The sequence below is a fragment of the Roseateles sp. genome, from assembly GCF_965262435.1.
In the GTDB taxonomy this organism is placed as follows: domain Bacteria; phylum Pseudomonadota; class Gammaproteobacteria; order Burkholderiales; family Burkholderiaceae_C; genus Paucibacter_A.
Genome location: NZ_OZ253537.1, coordinates 4,536,084 through 4,550,213 on the forward strand (window position 1 = coordinate 4,536,084; position 14,130 = coordinate 4,550,213).

General features: G+C 59.7%; 14 protein-coding genes. 11 read left to right on the forward strand and 3 right to left on the reverse strand.

What is annotated here, in order from left to right; genetic code table 11:
* Nucleotides 1–93 precede the first annotated feature (93 nt).
* Nucleotides 94–807 (reverse strand): hypothetical protein, encoded by a 714-nt coding sequence (locus ACQY39_RS19420; RefSeq protein ID WP_428509045.1) that lies wholly within the window; start codon nucleotides 805–807, stop codon nucleotides 94–96.
* A gap of 290 nt (nucleotides 808–1,097) precedes the next feature.
* Between ACQY39_RS19420 and ACQY39_RS19425 the strand changes: the two genes are divergently transcribed.
* Both ACQY39_RS19425 and ACQY39_RS19430 read left to right on the forward strand, forming a co-directional pair.
* Entirely contained in the window at nucleotides 1,098–1,670 is a 573-nt protein-coding gene (locus tag ACQY39_RS19425) for a TetR/AcrR family transcriptional regulator (RefSeq protein WP_428509047.1), read from the forward strand.
* Between the two features lie 89 nt (nucleotides 1,671–1,759).
* A complete protein-coding gene (locus ACQY39_RS19430; protein ID WP_428509049.1) occupies nucleotides 1,760–2,578 on the forward strand; it encodes an SDR family oxidoreductase in 819 nt (272 codons plus the stop codon).
* 253 nt (nucleotides 2,579–2,831) lie between these two features.
* On the opposite strand, the gene ACQY39_RS19435 is transcribed toward ACQY39_RS19430, so the two are convergent.
* On the reverse strand, nucleotides 2,832–6,041 hold the full coding sequence (locus tag ACQY39_RS19435) for a cellulase N-terminal Ig-like domain-containing protein (RefSeq protein WP_428509051.1): 3,210 nt from the start codon (nucleotides 6,039–6,041) through the stop codon (nucleotides 2,832–2,834).
* Between the two features lie 838 nt (nucleotides 6,042–6,879).
* Here ACQY39_RS19435 and ACQY39_RS19440 point away from each other — a divergent pair.
* Nucleotides 6,880–7,104 carry a hypothetical protein gene (locus tag ACQY39_RS19440; RefSeq protein WP_428509053.1) on the forward strand — a complete coding sequence of 75 codons (225 nt, stop codon included), beginning with the start codon at nucleotides 6,880–6,882 and terminating at the stop codon, nucleotides 7,102–7,104.
* A 37-nt stretch (nucleotides 7,105–7,141) separates the two neighbouring features.
* Here the strand turns inward: ACQY39_RS19440 and ACQY39_RS19445 are convergent, their stop codons facing one another.
* Entirely contained in the window at nucleotides 7,142–7,453 is a 312-nt protein-coding gene (locus ACQY39_RS19445; RefSeq protein WP_263568823.1) for a hypothetical protein, read from the reverse strand.
* A 234-nt stretch (nucleotides 7,454–7,687) separates the two neighbouring features.
* Here ACQY39_RS19445 and ACQY39_RS19450 point away from each other — a divergent pair, with 234 nt between their 5' ends.
* The 8 genes from ACQY39_RS19450 (at nucleotide 7,688) to ACQY39_RS19485 (ending at nucleotide 14,120) form a co-directional block, all read left to right on the forward strand.
* Nucleotides 7,688–8,269, forward strand: a complete 582-nt coding sequence (locus tag ACQY39_RS19450) for a hypothetical protein (RefSeq protein WP_428509055.1) — start codon at nucleotides 7,688–7,690, stop codon at nucleotides 8,267–8,269.
* Nucleotides 8,270–8,273: 4 nt separating this feature from the next.
* On the forward strand, nucleotides 8,274–8,783 hold the full coding sequence (locus ACQY39_RS19455; RefSeq protein WP_428509057.1) for a lytic transglycosylase domain-containing protein: 510 nt from the start codon (nucleotides 8,274–8,276) through the stop codon (nucleotides 8,781–8,783).
* Nucleotides 8,780–9,070, forward strand: a complete 291-nt coding sequence (locus ACQY39_RS19460; RefSeq protein WP_263568820.1) for a TrbC/VirB2 family protein — start codon at nucleotides 8,780–8,782, stop codon at nucleotides 9,068–9,070. The genes ACQY39_RS19455 and ACQY39_RS19460 overlap by 4 nt, the downstream gene beginning before the upstream one ends.
* Before the next feature lie 18 nt (nucleotides 9,071–9,088).
* The gene (locus ACQY39_RS19465; RefSeq protein ID WP_428509059.1) at nucleotides 9,089–9,421 is read left to right on the forward strand and encodes a VirB3 family type IV secretion system protein; all 333 of its coding nucleotides are present in this window, start codon (nucleotides 9,089–9,091) and stop codon (nucleotides 9,419–9,421) included.
* A gap of 91 nt (nucleotides 9,422–9,512) precedes the next feature.
* Entirely contained in the window at nucleotides 9,513–11,900 is a 2,388-nt protein-coding gene (locus ACQY39_RS19470; protein WP_428509061.1) for a VirB4 family type IV secretion/conjugal transfer ATPase, read from the forward strand.
* Nucleotides 11,897–12,298: a hypothetical protein gene (locus tag ACQY39_RS19475; RefSeq protein WP_428509063.1), complete on the forward strand. Its 402-nt coding sequence runs from the start codon at nucleotides 11,897–11,899 to the stop codon at nucleotides 12,296–12,298. Before ACQY39_RS19470 ends, ACQY39_RS19475 begins: the two co-directional genes overlap by 4 nt.
* 18 nt (nucleotides 12,299–12,316) lie before the next feature.
* Nucleotides 12,317–13,399 carry a type IV secretion system protein gene (locus ACQY39_RS19480; RefSeq protein ID WP_428509065.1) on the forward strand — a complete coding sequence of 361 codons (1,083 nt, stop codon included), beginning with the start codon at nucleotides 12,317–12,319 and terminating at the stop codon, nucleotides 13,397–13,399.
* 25 nt (nucleotides 13,400–13,424) lie between these two features.
* Nucleotides 13,425–14,120 carry a type IV secretion system protein gene (locus ACQY39_RS19485; RefSeq protein WP_428509067.1) on the forward strand — a complete coding sequence of 232 codons (696 nt, stop codon included), beginning with the start codon at nucleotides 13,425–13,427 and terminating at the stop codon, nucleotides 14,118–14,120.
* The last annotated feature ends 10 nt before the right edge of the window (nucleotides 14,121–14,130 follow it).

A 14,130-nucleotide genomic window follows, 5' to 3' on the forward strand; every position in this document is an offset into this window, starting at 1 on the left:
CGTCCGAATGACATGCCAGTCACGCCACTTCGAAATCTATCGAGCCGTCGCCTGGAAGTGGGGAATTGGGCATAAGACGTTGACGGTGATGGGCTACTGGGCGCTCTTGATGAAAAGCTCCCAAAGAAACTCCGCGGCACCTTCCTGCGTCAACTGCCTGTCGCGGTCGCCGTTGAATGACATTCCCATCATCGTCAAGAACAGGGACTGCTCGTCTGCCTTCACGTTCAGCAGCTCGTGAAACGAGCCCTGGTGTACCGATGCATCGTAGGAAAACACTATGCCGTTTTCGCGACTAAAGCCATCCACCCTCACTGAACACTCGGCGATTTTCTTGCCGCCGCGGTAAAGCAGTGCCGCCATGCGCCTGGACTGGATGCGTTCGAAACGGCCTGTGACGTCAGGGTTACGTTCACCCACAGCGTGAATTGACCCGTCGAAGAACTTGCAAACGTACTCGAAGGACGAGCTAAGGAACTCGTCGCGGTCCTGCTCGGTGTACTCTTTCTTCAGGCGCAGGTTGCTCGAACGGGGCAGAGAGTTGATGAGGCTAGACGACGGTGCGCGTTGGGTGGCTGGCACGACTGTGGAAAGCCGAGAGGCCGGGCCGGTGTCGAGGACAGCTTCGACCGCCTTTCGATTCTGCTTAGACACGTCGGCCAGTGCTTCGTCGCGATCGGGCCATGAGGTCACGGGCTTGCCGTCACGAGGCGCGGCCATGAGCTTTCCAAATGGCGCGCTAAGCCAGTCGCAGTGACGCAAGATGACTGGGATGACGCGGGCCTCATTGGCGTCGTGTTGCTCCATCGCCCGCTGCATCTCCCGGGAGTAGCAGTATGTTGAACTGAGGAAGCCCCTCTACATTGCCAGTCACGATGCACACAGGCAAGGCGTGCTTGACCCCGACGGATCGCGCGATGTTTTGTGTGTTGAATCTGCCCTCGGCCATGAGCAACCCTTCGCTGACCTAGGCTCAAATCAACTGTGCGCCAAGCTCCTCACCTGCCGAATGGCGACTGCAGTCGGCGTTGTGATGCCCCAGTCGAATACATCGACTTCTGTTTTTAACGAATAGAAATTCGCCTATATTTGCGTTTGTGAAGTTCAAAGACGAGCAAAAACTAGAGGCTATAGCCCAGGCCACCTACCGATGTGTGTTGGCGCGGGGGATCGGTGCGCTCAAGTTGTCCGAAATTGCCCGAAGTGCCGGAATCGCTACAAGTACTTTGTACGTCTACTACCCGTCCAAGAAGGATCTGTTGGACGCGCTTTACGAACGAGCCAAGACCGTCACTTTTGCCCGATTGCTCGAGAGTGATCTCAGCCAGGCGCCCATCAAAGCTCGAGTTCGCCAGCTGTGGCTCAACAGTCTGGAAAACCGCCTGACCAATCAGGCGGAGCTGGTCTTCATGGAGCAATACGCCAGCTCGGAGTACATGAGCGAAGCCAACCGTTCCCTGAGTGCGCGCCTGGCTGCTGTATTTCAGAGCCTTCTGGCGGCTGGTCAGCAAGAAGAGACCTTGAAGGATGTGCCTTTGCCGTTCTTGATTGCCAGCCTCGTGGGCTCTGTGCATGAGACTGCCAAACTCATAGGCCAGCACTCTGTAGCCAACGACACCGCCACACGCAACACTGCCTTCCAGATGTGCTGGGACGCCATCAAGGCATAGCCATCCCCTTTTTTGATTATTAAGCGAATTTTCATTCGGCAATAATCGATCTTGAGACCCCTCAACCACCAACAGAACTCTGAGCCAATATGAAAACCATTTTGATCACCGGAGCCTCCACTGGCATCGGCCACGCCTCCGCCCTGCGTTTCCATGCAGAGGGCTGGAACGTGGCGGCCACTATGCGCAATCCCGAATCTGCAGGCGATCTGGCTGGCTTGGAGCGTGTTGTCGTGCTACCGCTGGATGTAACAGACCGCGCCAACATCGCACAGGCCGTGCAATCGACCTTGACGGCATTTGGAGGTATCGACGTATTGCTCAACAACGCAGGATATGGCCTCGTGGGCCCGCTGGAAGCCGTGCAAGCCGCGCAACTGGAGCGCCAGTACGCCACCAATGTGTTTGGTCCCATCTACACCACCCAGGCCTGTCTCCCGCACTTCAGGGCACGCAAGGCGGGTCTGGTGATCAATGTGTCATCCATCGGCGGACGGCTGGCACTGCCCTTCAACTCGCTTTACCACGGTACAAAGTTTGCAATTGAAGGGCTGTCCGAATCGCTCGCACTGGAGTTGGCGCCTCATGGCATCCAAGTCAAGCTGATTGAGCCTGGCGGTGTGAGAACCGACTTTGGCGGGCGCTCGTTGGACTTCATGCAGCAAGCCGGCTTGAATGCCTACGATGCCTCGCTGAAGGCTGCAATGTCGACTTTCATGGAACCAGATCGGGCAAAAGACTACTCTGATGCCAGCCAAATTGCTGAGGTCATTTACCAAGCCGCGACCGACGGCTCAGCTCAACTGCGCTATTTGGCCGGCAAGGATGCGCAGGCCATGTTGGCACACCGAGCAAGCCTGACCGACGAAGAGTACCGAGACTGGGTGGTGGCTAAATTCCATTTGTGAAAGTCCACGATTACTTGAGCACACAACTCACTCCCGAGTCTGCTTTCATGCAGAAAGGCTTGGCTGCCCTTGGCCAAGATTTTGTCCACACCGTGCCAATAGGCGAGTCTGATTCGGATTGAATCGAGTCAGGGCAATTTGGAGCACTTCGTTCCTCAATGGCGGTGGCACAAAAAAAGGCCCGGTCCATCACAGACCGGGCCAAACTCGGAGACATCTCTATCTTCAGTAGTTCTTCTTCGTCCTCACGCCCTCACTGAATCAGGCCGGTCGCGGTGATCTTCTGAACGTTCTTTCCGGACGTAAACACAGCTCGCACGGAGTACGGCTCCGTGTTGGCACCCGTCGTGAAGCTGACGTTACCACTGACACTGCCACCCACAGGGACCGTGGCAGTAGCAGTGGCGCTTCCCATCGTCCCGCCAGCCCCCGAGAAGGCCATGCTTGGCGTCGCCGCAGAAGAACCGAAGTTCTGCACCGTCCAGGTCATGGTGTAGTTGGTGCTCTTGGACGCGGTGGCAGGCACCCCAGTGAACGCCGCACCGAGGTAGTTGCTCCAATCCACCACCCAGGCCCCAGAGCCACCACCCACCGTGTTGACCGGCAAGGCAAAACTGGCAAAACCTGGCCGCTGCGCCTGCAGCACCACCTTTTGACCCAAGGGCAAGTCAGTGATGGTGAGTTTGCCGCTCGAAGGCACCGTGTAGCTGCGGGTGGCAATCGATGCATTGGCCGGGAAGCTGGCCTGAACCGTCGCCCCAACCGTGGCTGCGCCCTCGGAGAAGTCAAGGTCCACGCGATGAGGTGCTTCCAGATTTGCCGCCCCCATCACGTAGGCATGGCTGTGCGCAATCCAACTCTCGTCACTGCTGCCGAACACGTTCGGACCATCAGCCGGGATGACGTGCTCATTCGTCACTTTCGTGAAAAACGCGGTGTTAAATGCCGTGGTCGAGTTGAAACCGTTGTTGATGGACCCTTTGGGGGCATATGGCTCCATGAAACCCGCAGCCAGAGATGTTGAAGGCACACCCTTGATCATGGAGGTAGGTTTCACTTCACCGGTCGAAGCAAGCACGGCGCCGGGGTTCAGACCCGTGTACATCTGCACATTGGCATTGGCGAGCACCTGATAGCTCTCGTCATTCAAGTAGTTGCCCATACGCAGCAAACTGCGAGCCGCTTGCCCGAAAACATCGCTGCCCCCGTGCAGGCGATTGCCGAACCAATAGATAGACGCGTCGCTCGTCGAACCATCACCATTGGGGTCGGGATAAACCGTGTTGGGTGCGATCTTGAAGGGATTGGCCGCTGCTGCGGGACGTTCATACGCTTCCGCCCAGGCGCGCGCTGCACGATCCCACGATGCGGCCTTGGCGTCGGTCGGAGCCAACTTCAGAAGGTCCAAGAACCCATCCAGGTTGGTGTAGATGTAATTGCCGAGATGCACCCACCCGGCCTGTGCAGACTCACTCAGGAATGCCGCATGCCCCCCTGAATTCGCGTCGATCTGGCTGAATTCCCGGAACATGCCATACACGCCATCGAACTTATTGCCGTGGTCAAGGTACTGGCGACTCATCAACTCGTCTGCGACGGCAACGGCTTCGTCCAGGTACTTTTGCTTGGCACTGCCCGACTCATCAGTGATTTGGTACAGCGAGGTAGATGCCCAAAGGAACTCGAGCAATTCACGCGAGCGCAAGCCCTTGTAGTTGGTGGTCTGCTGCGACACAGCCTTGAAGCTCCAGTTGTCGTCCGTGATGCCATAGAAGCCACGAGCCAACTCATTCGGGTTTTCCCAAAAGGTATAGCCAGCGTAATAGCCCGGTAGGTTGCTGATCTCAACGTCTTCGGCGAGGTAGTACGGGCGCGCCTTGGCCACTGTCCAGGCCTTCTTCGCGGCGGTCAGATAGGCAGTCGCATTGCTGTTGAATCCGGTCTGATTCTTGAGTGCGGTGTACGCCTGCGCGAGGGTCACAATGCCCACCCCTTGGTTGTTCCAGGGGTGGACGTTGCCAGCCCACCAGGCCGATTCGGCGCCGACTTCACTCGCGAGATTGACCATGAGCGAATGCCGGAACCTGCCGTCTCGCAAACTGTCGCCGGGATGCGACTCCTGCAATCCCACGATGTAGTCAGCCCCTCGCTTGATGTTGGTGAGCATCGTCGACTGATTGGCTGCCGAGAACTGGCTCTTGTTCAAGGTGTACAGCTCCACCAAGGCTCGAGTTGCAATCGAAGCGGATCCCATTTCGGTGTAGTTGCTGCTGCAGTCAACCCAAATCTTCGGGATCGCAGGAGATGCGTCCGCCGTGGTGCCCGCCGAAACTGGACCGTTGCCCGGATTGTTGGAAAGGCGGATATCCGAACGAGCAGTCCCGGTGGCCGGCAAATAGCCGCCGAGCAGGGTCATGCCTGTCGTAGCGAGCGCAGAAGGAGTCGGTCCTGCGTATCGGTCTTCCAGCTGCTGCACGGCAATCGTGAACATATCCGTCTGCAGCAATGGAGCGTCACCAATCTTGAAGCTGCGCGATGTCTTCAGGCTCCCGTTGACCGTCACCTCCAGCGTGTAAGTGCCCGCGGCCGTCACCGAAGAGAACTCGATCGGATAGAAGTCAATGCCCCACTTACTGGTCTTTGCGCCGACCGTACCTGTGGCGACCGCCGTATTACTGCTGTTCTTCAAGGCCCAGGAAGCCCCCGCGATGGAAAGCAATGCACTGCCTGCCGGCGTGGCACGCAAGAGTCCACGCTTTTCTGCATAAGTTTGGTAGCCCAGCTCCGACGTATGCAACGTCGCGCTCAACGCCGTCTGGGTGATGTTGTTGAAGTTAGCACCCGTACCGGCTCGGAACAGGCCAAACTTTCCGGAGGTGTATGGCGTCGAAGTGTCTGTGTAGGTCAGCGTCGGTGTGCTGGAATTGTTGAAGTACACCTGCAAGGTGCTTCCAACCGCGTCAATGCGAAGGTGGTATGCGGTGTTCCAAGCGAGTGCTGAAATAGCCTGGCTGGTTTTGAACACACCGTTCTTAAAGACTTCCACGGTGCTGTTGCCATTGGCCAGCCGATGCAGAAGCACCAGATAACCGTTGGCATAGCTACCGGAGCTTCGGAGGACCAGGCCCCCTTGCGATGCTTGAGAGCCTGAGCCCTGCAGCATGATGTCTGCCTCAATGCGGGCATCACTGCCCGTTTGGAAGGTGGAGATGTCCAAGGCCGCAGTGGCCGAGGCGGTAAGGCAAGCTGAGGTATCGAGACTGGCCGTCCATCCAGTAGCTGGCCAAGAATCAAAGCCAACGTTCAGACAGGCCGCGACAGCAGTCTGCGCGACGCAACTAGATCCGATCAGTGCGGCAATTGCCAATGCCTGTTTCAGAGATTTAGCCATTTGATTGCTCCGTGAATTGTTGTCGGTCGGTACCCGGCGAGCTGTGTAGTCCGCAATTTCCGAATCGACCATTTAGAAACGAGTGGACCTGGGGCCACTCCACAAACCGCCCCGTAATGGCGACACGGCAGGCATCAAACATGGCCCACATGGCTATGTCTTTCAGAGCTTGACTTGCACTCCAGCCGCATTGCAATCGTGTGAATGATCTGCACTCTGGTGGTGCTCGCCGGCCCAAAAGGCCCGCGCCCGGCTAGACGATCCAATCACGCCTGAAAAATATCACCCATAAAACTCATTTGCAAGGGTGAATTTACGGAGAATGTAACTTTTTGTCGCCTGCGGCCAGCCATGTCCCGGATGCGTTCGACCAGCAGGCTTAAGAAATCTCTGCACCGGCTTAGGCATCTGGCACAGGCGGCGATCGACACCGAAGCACTTCAGTTGCGCCGCCGAGCCGGCAGCTAGGCGTGTACTCGGCAGATCGAGCCCTTGCCCTTTGCGATCAGCCGCGATCGAGCAGCCCCATTGCCTGTCGCCAAGATGGTCTATGAAGCCAGTCCGTGCATCGACCCATGACCACCTCCATGACACGAGGTGTTTCGACGACCACCCGAGTCCACCCACAACTCCAACGCCCGCTTCTATAAGGTGATCGAGAACCAGAACACCAGTGGCTGCATGAGCCTTGCAGCCAAGGGGAGGTTCAACTGGGCGATGAAGAGTTTCTACAGCTCAATCAAAACTGCACACATTGCGCGCAAGGTCTTTAGGCCGCGCGATAAAGCAAGGGCCGACGTACTCGACCATCCGAACCATCGCCTCTACACCAAGACCACTTCGAGCGCTGGCCGCCCCTCCCCCCAGATTCAGCGCCCAAGCTTTCATGCCCAGTTGCTAGGATGACGCCATGACCTTGAATTCCAATAACGAACAGTTTCGCGATCTTGTCGCCTCGACCGGCCTTCCTTCTGCGGTGGCCATGACCATCTTCAACCGAGGCTTGGGTGCCAATGCCTGTACAGCGAGTGCTTGGGCAGGCTATCTCAGCGAACCGGGATCGCCACAGTACCGGGAACTGAATGCTGACCTACTGAAACACGCAGAAGCCCAGTTCGCAGCCGCAGTACGTTGAGCCACCGCGACCCTAACAACACCGCCGGCGCAATCGCTCAGCCTGGGGCGCTGCACCGGATCAGGCATCCCACCAGGGCCATCGCGAACAAGAGTTTGGCCACCAGCCAGGTGGTGAAGCGGTAACGCCCGTTCATGGCGACAGCCCGGTGCAAGCGCGAGCACAAACTGAGAAAGGCGAACCCGCAAACCATCAGCCACAAGTCGCCCGAAGCCGGGGGCAAGGACCTCGAGCCGACCATCCAAAGACCGGGCCACAGCACGGCATCCAAAGCAGCCAGCAATCGGCGCCCCGGCCAGTAGGCGGCATCCGGTTCCGGCTCAGGTTCGCGCACCCAGATCACCCACATGACTCGCTCCTTGATCCCCTGGAGCGGCAAGGGCGTCACTCCATCGTCCCTGTATTGACGTTTGACGGAGCATCACCCTCAAGCGGTCCCGCTTCCGAGGTCATACCTCCCAAACTTGACCGGCCCCATGACACGCTGAATTTGAGGCAGAAGTCATCGCAGGGTCCCCAGCAACGTCGTCCTAGAGTTTCAACACGCAGCCCGAGGTGGACTGCAAAGCTCCTGGAGACCATCGTGTCGACTTCGCTATCCCTTTGCGATCTCAAGCAGCCTCGCGCCGCGTCACTCGAACTACGAGGATCGCTGGGGTTCAGCATGGCGAAGCGGGCAGCCGGGCTGCTGCTGGCCGCGATCACGCTGACAGCCACACCGGCCTTCGCCGTCGACGGTTGCCTGGTATTGCTGTGCTTTGCCGCGCCGAGCTGGCGGGCGATTCCCCAATGTGTGCCCGTGATTCGCCAGCTGCTTCGCGATCTCGCACGCGGCCGCGTTTTTCCGCACTGCGGCATGGCAGGCGCAGGCAATCGTGGTACCCACGAATGGGCCCAGGCCCCCGGCAACTGCCCACCCCAGTACGTCCACTACGTCGAGCGGCCGAACGGCGTCATCCCCGTCTGCGAATTCGACGGGGCCGTGGCAGTGAACCTGCGCAGCGACTTTTGGTCCCGCACCTGGTGGTCTTTCAATGGTGACAGCGTGACCGAATTCAGCCCGGAGGCCAAGCGGCAACTGAGCACATGGGACCCACGCTTCGACGAAGACTACGCCCGTTGGCTGTCCATGCAGCCACCACCCAACGAGTGCACAGGCTGCTGACGCCATGGACGCCGCCACCTTTGCAGCCCTGGCCCTGGCCTGCGCTCCGGCCGTCCATGTGGACACCGCGCGCGCATTGGTCGCCGTCGAGAGCGGCTTCAATCCCAATGCAATAGGCCTTGTCGGCGGCATGCTGGATCGTCAGCCCCGTCACCTTGCCGAAGCCGTGGCCACGGCTCGCGCCCTGCATGCCGTGGGCTGGAACTTCAGCGTCGGTCTCGGCCAAATCAACGTCAGACACTTCAAACGCCTGGGCATGGCCCTGGAGACGGCATTTAGCCCTTGCGCGAATCTTGCTGGCATGCAAACCGTTCTGACCGAATGCTTCAAGAGAGCGGCGCCAAACAAAGGCCAAGGCCTCGACCCTCAATCGACACTTCGGCGCGCCTTGTCCTGCTACTACAGCGGCAACTTCATAACTGGGTTTCAGCACGGCTACGTCCGCAAAGTGATGGCGGCCGCCCAGCGATCCACATCCACTTCCCCAACACACCCACCAAAGGAGAAGACATGAAACGCATCGATCTTGTGCGGCGCGACACGCCGATCTTCATCGCCCTGGCACAAGCACTGGTGTCCTCGTCCGCCATGGCCCAGGGCTTCGAAAAAATCAACACCACGGTCACCAATGTGAATGCCATCCTCGTGACCATCTCAGTGGCCGTCGTGACCATGGCAATCATTTGGGCTGGCTTCAAGATGATCTTTCAGGGGGCGCGTCTGGTTGACGTGGCCAACGTGCTGATCGGCGGCACCTTGGTCGGCGGCGCCGCGGCCTTCGCCAGCTTCATCGTGCTCTGATCGCTGACGAGCACCATCATGCAAAGCGAAGCCATCTACAAAGGCGCTACGCGTCCAGCCATGAAGCTGGGCGTTCCATTGGTGCCGCTGGTTCTGCTCTCCGGCAGCGGCTTGCTGATGTGCCTGTGGGGCGGCCTTCTGCTCAGCGGTTGGATCGCACTGGCCGTGCTGGCCGCTCTGCTGCCCACCTTCTTCTGGATGCGCATCGTCACCAACCGCGACGACCAGCGTCTGCGACAGATGCTTGTGGCCTTGAAGCTGCGCCGCTGGGACCGCAACTACGGCCTCTGGAACGCACGCAGCTATGCACCCAACCTGTACCGGGGGGCCTCCGATGCTTGGCATACCTGACACCAACGCCGCGGACCACGCGACACCGAACCGAAGCCTCTTTCGTGGCCGCCGACCGCGACACTGGGAACAGATCCGAGCCGAGAACCCGATGGCGCGCTTTGTGCCCTTCTCGTCCCTGGTCAGCCCTCATGATGTGATCACCCGCGGTGGAGACTATCTGAGGGTGTGGAGGCTTGAAGGCGTGGCTTTCGAGTGTGCGGACGATCACCAGATCACAGAGCGCCATGAAGCCTTGTGCAGCCTGCTGCGCAACCTCTCGGGCGGCCAGTGGGCGGTTTGGACCCACCGCATTCATCGGACCGTTGGCGACCGCCTGCGCGATCCGGCGCATCCAGGCTTTGCGCAAGACCTGTCACGCCGCTACCAGGACGGTTTGAATCAACGGCCCATGATGAGCAATGAGCTCTATCTGACCTTGGTCTACCGCCCCCATGCCTTTCGCATCAGCCGGGCTCTCCAGGCTCGACAACGCACGCGAGCTGCCATCGCCGAGGCACAAGCAGAGGCCTTGCGCGTCATGGAAGAACGGTCAGCCCTCGTGGAGCGGGTCTTGCGTGGCTTTGGTCCGCAGCTGCTGGGTACCCGACAGCATCAGGGGCGCAGCTGGTCCGAGGTGGCCGCCTTTTTGGGATTTCTGGTGAATGGTTGCTGGCGGCCAATCCCGATGACGCCGACCCCTCTCTATCGAACCTTGCCTACGGCACGTCTGTCCTTCGGAGGCGACAAGCTTGAACTCCGGCAAGGCAGCCACATCCGCTACGCCGCACTGGTCGACATCAAGGAATACGCCGATGCCGTGGAGCCTGGCATCTTGAACGCATTGCTCTACGAACACAGCGAATTCATCGAAACCCAAAGCTTCTCCATCCTTCCGCGCCGGCAGGCCATGCGCGCACTGGAACTGCAGCGCGACCAACTGATCGCCAGCGACGACGCGGTCGCCAGCCAAGTGACCGAGATGGACCTGGCCATGAACGAGCTCGGAGATGGCCAGTTCTGCATGGGCGAGTACCACTACTCACTGATCGTCTTCGGCAAGGATGTCGCCGATGCCGGCCGACGGGCAGCCCAAGCCATCGGGGCTGTCGGTGAAGCTTCGGCACTGCAGATGGCACCGGTGGATCTCGTCGCCGATGCGGCCTGGTTCGCCCAAATGCCAACCAACTGGCAGTGGCGTCCGCGCGAAGCCAAGCTCTCATCGCGCGCCTTTGCCGCCCTGGCCAGCGGACACAACTTCGCGCGCGGCAAGCGTGACGGCAACCCCTGGGGAGAGGCCCTGGCGTTGCTGCGCACACCGTCAGGCCAACCCTTCTACCTCAATCTGCACAGCAGCCCCGATGGAGAAGACTCGGTCGACCAAAAGCTGCCAGGCAACACCCTGATCATCGGCTCCACCGGCGTCGGCAAAACCACGCTGGAGATGTTCCTTCTCACCCTGACGCAGAAGTGGCAGCCTGCTCCGCGCCTGGTCCTGTTTGATCTGGACCGCGGATGCGAGATCGCACTGCGAGCACTCGGCGGCCGTTACTTCACGCTTGAAGCCGGCAAGGCAACCGGATGCAACCCACTGCATCAACCACCCACGCCAGCACGTCTGCAGTTCTGGGAGCAGCTGATTCGAACCTGCATCACCAGCACAGCTCTGCCGCTTCTGCCCGCCGACGAGCGCGCCATCGCCGATGCAGTCAAAGCCGTGGCGATGATGCCGGCGCCGCTACGCCGCTTTTCAACGCTGCGCCAGAACCTGCCCAAGGCCGGAGAAAACAGTCTCTATGAGCGCCTGGGCCGCTGGTGCGAAGGCGGCCCGCTCGGCTGGGTGTTCGACGAAGCGCCTGATCAGTTGGGAGACATGCCGCAGGCCACCATCCTGGGCTTTGACACCACCGAATTTCTGGAGCTGCCCGAGGTCCGCACACCGATCATGATGTACCTGCTGCATCTGATGAACGAGCTGGTCAATGGAGATCGACTGATCTATGTGATCTCCGAGTTTTGGAAAGCGCTGGACCACGACATCTTCAGCGATTTCGCCAAGCACCAGCAAAAGACCATCCGCAAGCAAAACGGCCTGGGCATCTTCGACACCCAAAGTCCCTCGGACGTCCTGCGCCACCCCATCGGCCGGACCTTGGTCGAGCAGAGCGTGACCAAGATCTTTCTAGCCAATCCTGAAGCGGTGCGCGAAGAGTACGTTGATGGCTTCGGCCTCAGCGACGCGGAATTCGACATCGTGCGCAGCCTCAGCGCCCAAGGCGGACGCCGCTTTCTAGTCAAGCAAGGTCACCACAGTGCCATCTGCGAGCTCGACCTGACAGGTCTGGATGACCTCATCACGGTGCTTTCCGCCACCACTGACAACGTGGCCCTGCTCGAAAGTCTGCGCTTGGCTCATGGCGAGGCGCCCGCGCAGTGGTTGCCCCACTTGCTCCAGGACGTGCAGCTACGCAAGGCCCGCAACTCAAGGAGTTCAGCATGAAACTGGCTCACCCCACGATAGCCCTGCTGTGCCTGGCAGCGCTGACGGCCCAAGCCCAGTACGTCAAGGGCAATGAGGCGGTGCGCATCCTTCCCGACGGCAGCAAGCGTGTCGAAACACCGCCCACCACTCACGCACTATTGCCAAAGCCTTGCGCCGCAACGAGCCCTGGCTGTCTGGGGGGAGGCTGGCGCATGGTTGAAACCCCAGAAGGTCTGATGGAGTGCACCGAGATCTATGCCCGACCCACTACCTGCCGTGAGTCGACCTACGGCGCTCAGAAGCGCTCACGCTTGTGGATTGTGAAGACGGGTGGGCAATGGATGCATTGCAGCTACCCCGACTTGAGCCAGGGCTGCGTGAGCACCAAAAGCCTGCCGTCCCCGGCTGTGCAATAGGCAGTCGGGAGCCACGCCATGTTCACCTGGGTCGGCAATCAGCTACATGCAGTGCTCGGCACCTATGTGCTTGGTGTGGTGACAGCATTGATGACGGCCATCACCCCGCTCGCACTGACCTGTATGACTGTCTGGGTGACGCTCTATGGCTGGGCGGTGTTGCGCAATGAGGTGTCAGAAAGCATCCCGGTGTTCGCGTGGAAGGTCTTCAAAGTGGGCTTGGTCCTGGCCTTTGCACTGCAGTCTGCCTTCTACATACGCCACGTATCCGAAACCGCGGAGGCATTGGCTTACGGTGTAGCAACAACATTCTTACCTTCGTCATCAGATCCTCTAACGGTGACCTCGCCCTACTCGCTCTTGGACACCTTCAACGACCAGGCCAGCCAACTGGTGTCTGACCTCTTCAGGGAAATCAGCCTCACACGACTGGACCTGCTGTTCGCCGCCGTCTTGACATCAATCGGCAATGCAGTCTTTCTTTGCATCGCCCTCTATGTGGTCACACTCGCAAAGCTCTTCCTCGCCTTTGTCCTTGCTGTCGGGCCCTTGTTCATTCTCTGCCTGGCATGGCGGCCCACCGCTCGATTCTTCGACAGTTGGCTGTCTATGGTCTTGAACGCCGTGGTCCTGACCTGGTTCTCCTTCTTTGCCCTGGGCCTGAGCCTGCACATGGGTCAGGCCATGGTCCACACCATTCAAGACCACGGCGGCTTTCTTGGCCCCAGCTTCAACGCTGTGACCGAGTCCATTCGGTACTGCATCGTCATGGTCTTGATGGCCATCATCTGCTTCCAGGCGCCAAGCCTGGCCTCGGCGCTGACGGGCGGGGCAGCCGTCCAGCAAGGCATACAAATGATTCAGAACGCGATGACGGCTTCGCGTGGACGCTCGGCACCCTCAGCCGCTGAATCAAGCTCCGCCCCAGGAGGCGTGATGCGAGCAGGCGCAGGTCTTCCCTATGCAGCAGGACATCGGGCGGTCAACACGGGCCGTACTGCCCGCGCGGCAGTGCAGGAACTTGGCGACATGGCTCGCCGTGGCTACGGCGCCGTCCGAAGCGCCGCCTACAAACTGGCCGCCCAACGCGGCCGCAGCTGATCTCCGCAGTCCATAGGAGGACTCAATGGCTCAAACCTTCCAACTCATCTCCGCACTGTCGGCTGCGCTCAGCGCTGCGCCTGTTCTGGCCCAAGGCATCCCCGTGATCGATGTGGCCAACCTGGCCCAAACCGTTCAACAGGTGGTCAACGACATCACCCAGATCAACAACCAGGTCGCCCAGATTCAGCAGATGCAGCAGCAAATCCAGGCAAGCACCGGCAGCCGCAACCTCGGCACCGTGTTCAACAACCCGCTGCTGAAGAACTATGTGCCTGCCGAGGCCTACACCCTGCTCAATGCGAGCGACAGTTCCGGCTACGTCGGCTTGAGCACCACAGCCAAGGTCTTGCGCGACCGCGGCATGGTCTACAACTGCTTGGATCTCAATGGCGAGGCACGCAATCAATGCCAGGCGCGGCTGGCGCAGCCGTACCAGCACAAAGGCTTGCTGCAGGACGCGATGCGAGCCGCAGCTGGCCGCTTGACCCAAATCCAAACTCTCATGGCGCAGGTCAACGCGACGACCGATCAGAAATCGGTGCTGGAAGTTCAGGCGCGCATCGGCGCAGAGAACGCCTTGCTCTCCCATGAGATGTCGCAGATTCAGATGTTGCAGGGCATGGCCGACAGCGAAGAACGCATCGCCCGCTCGCGTGACCGCGAGCGTCAGTACCAGATGCTCTCCCGAAGAGGCAAGGTATCTGACTTCCTGCCCTAGAGCCCCCACT

What these genes read in the sequence shown, in the direction of transcription:
- ACQY39_RS19420 (WP_428509045.1), bottom strand. Translation starts at nt 807, where the DNA reads ATGGAGCAACACGACGCCAATGAGGCCCGCGTCATCCCAGTCATCTTG.
- ACQY39_RS19430 (WP_428509049.1), top strand. Translation starts at nt 1,760, where the DNA reads ATGAAAACCATTTTGATCACCGGAGCCTCCACTGGCATCGGCCACGCC.
- ACQY39_RS19435 (WP_428509051.1), bottom strand. Translation starts at nt 6,041, where the DNA reads ATGGTCGATTCGGAAATTGCGGACTACACAGCTCGCCGGGTACCGACC.
- ACQY39_RS19440 (WP_428509053.1), top strand. Translation starts at nt 6,880, where the DNA reads ATGACCTTGAATTCCAATAACGAACAGTTTCGCGATCTTGTCGCCTCG.
- ACQY39_RS19445 (WP_263568823.1), bottom strand. Translation starts at nt 7,453, where the DNA reads ATGTGGGTGATCTGGGTGCGCGAACCTGAGCCGGAACCGGATGCCGCC.
- ACQY39_RS19455 (WP_428509057.1), top strand. Translation starts at nt 8,274, where the DNA reads ATGGACGCCGCCACCTTTGCAGCCCTGGCCCTGGCCTGCGCTCCGGCC.
- ACQY39_RS19460 (WP_263568820.1), top strand. Translation starts at nt 8,780, where the DNA reads ATGAAACGCATCGATCTTGTGCGGCGCGACACGCCGATCTTCATCGCC.
- ACQY39_RS19465 (WP_428509059.1), top strand. Translation starts at nt 9,089, where the DNA reads ATGCAAAGCGAAGCCATCTACAAAGGCGCTACGCGTCCAGCCATGAAG.
- ACQY39_RS19470 (WP_428509061.1), top strand. Translation starts at nt 9,513, where the DNA reads ATGGCGCGCTTTGTGCCCTTCTCGTCCCTGGTCAGCCCTCATGATGTG.
- ACQY39_RS19475 (WP_428509063.1), top strand. Translation starts at nt 11,897, where the DNA reads ATGAAACTGGCTCACCCCACGATAGCCCTGCTGTGCCTGGCAGCGCTG.
- ACQY39_RS19480 (WP_428509065.1), top strand. Translation starts at nt 12,317, where the DNA reads ATGTTCACCTGGGTCGGCAATCAGCTACATGCAGTGCTCGGCACCTAT.
- ACQY39_RS19485 (WP_428509067.1), top strand. Translation starts at nt 13,425, where the DNA reads ATGGCTCAAACCTTCCAACTCATCTCCGCACTGTCGGCTGCGCTCAGC.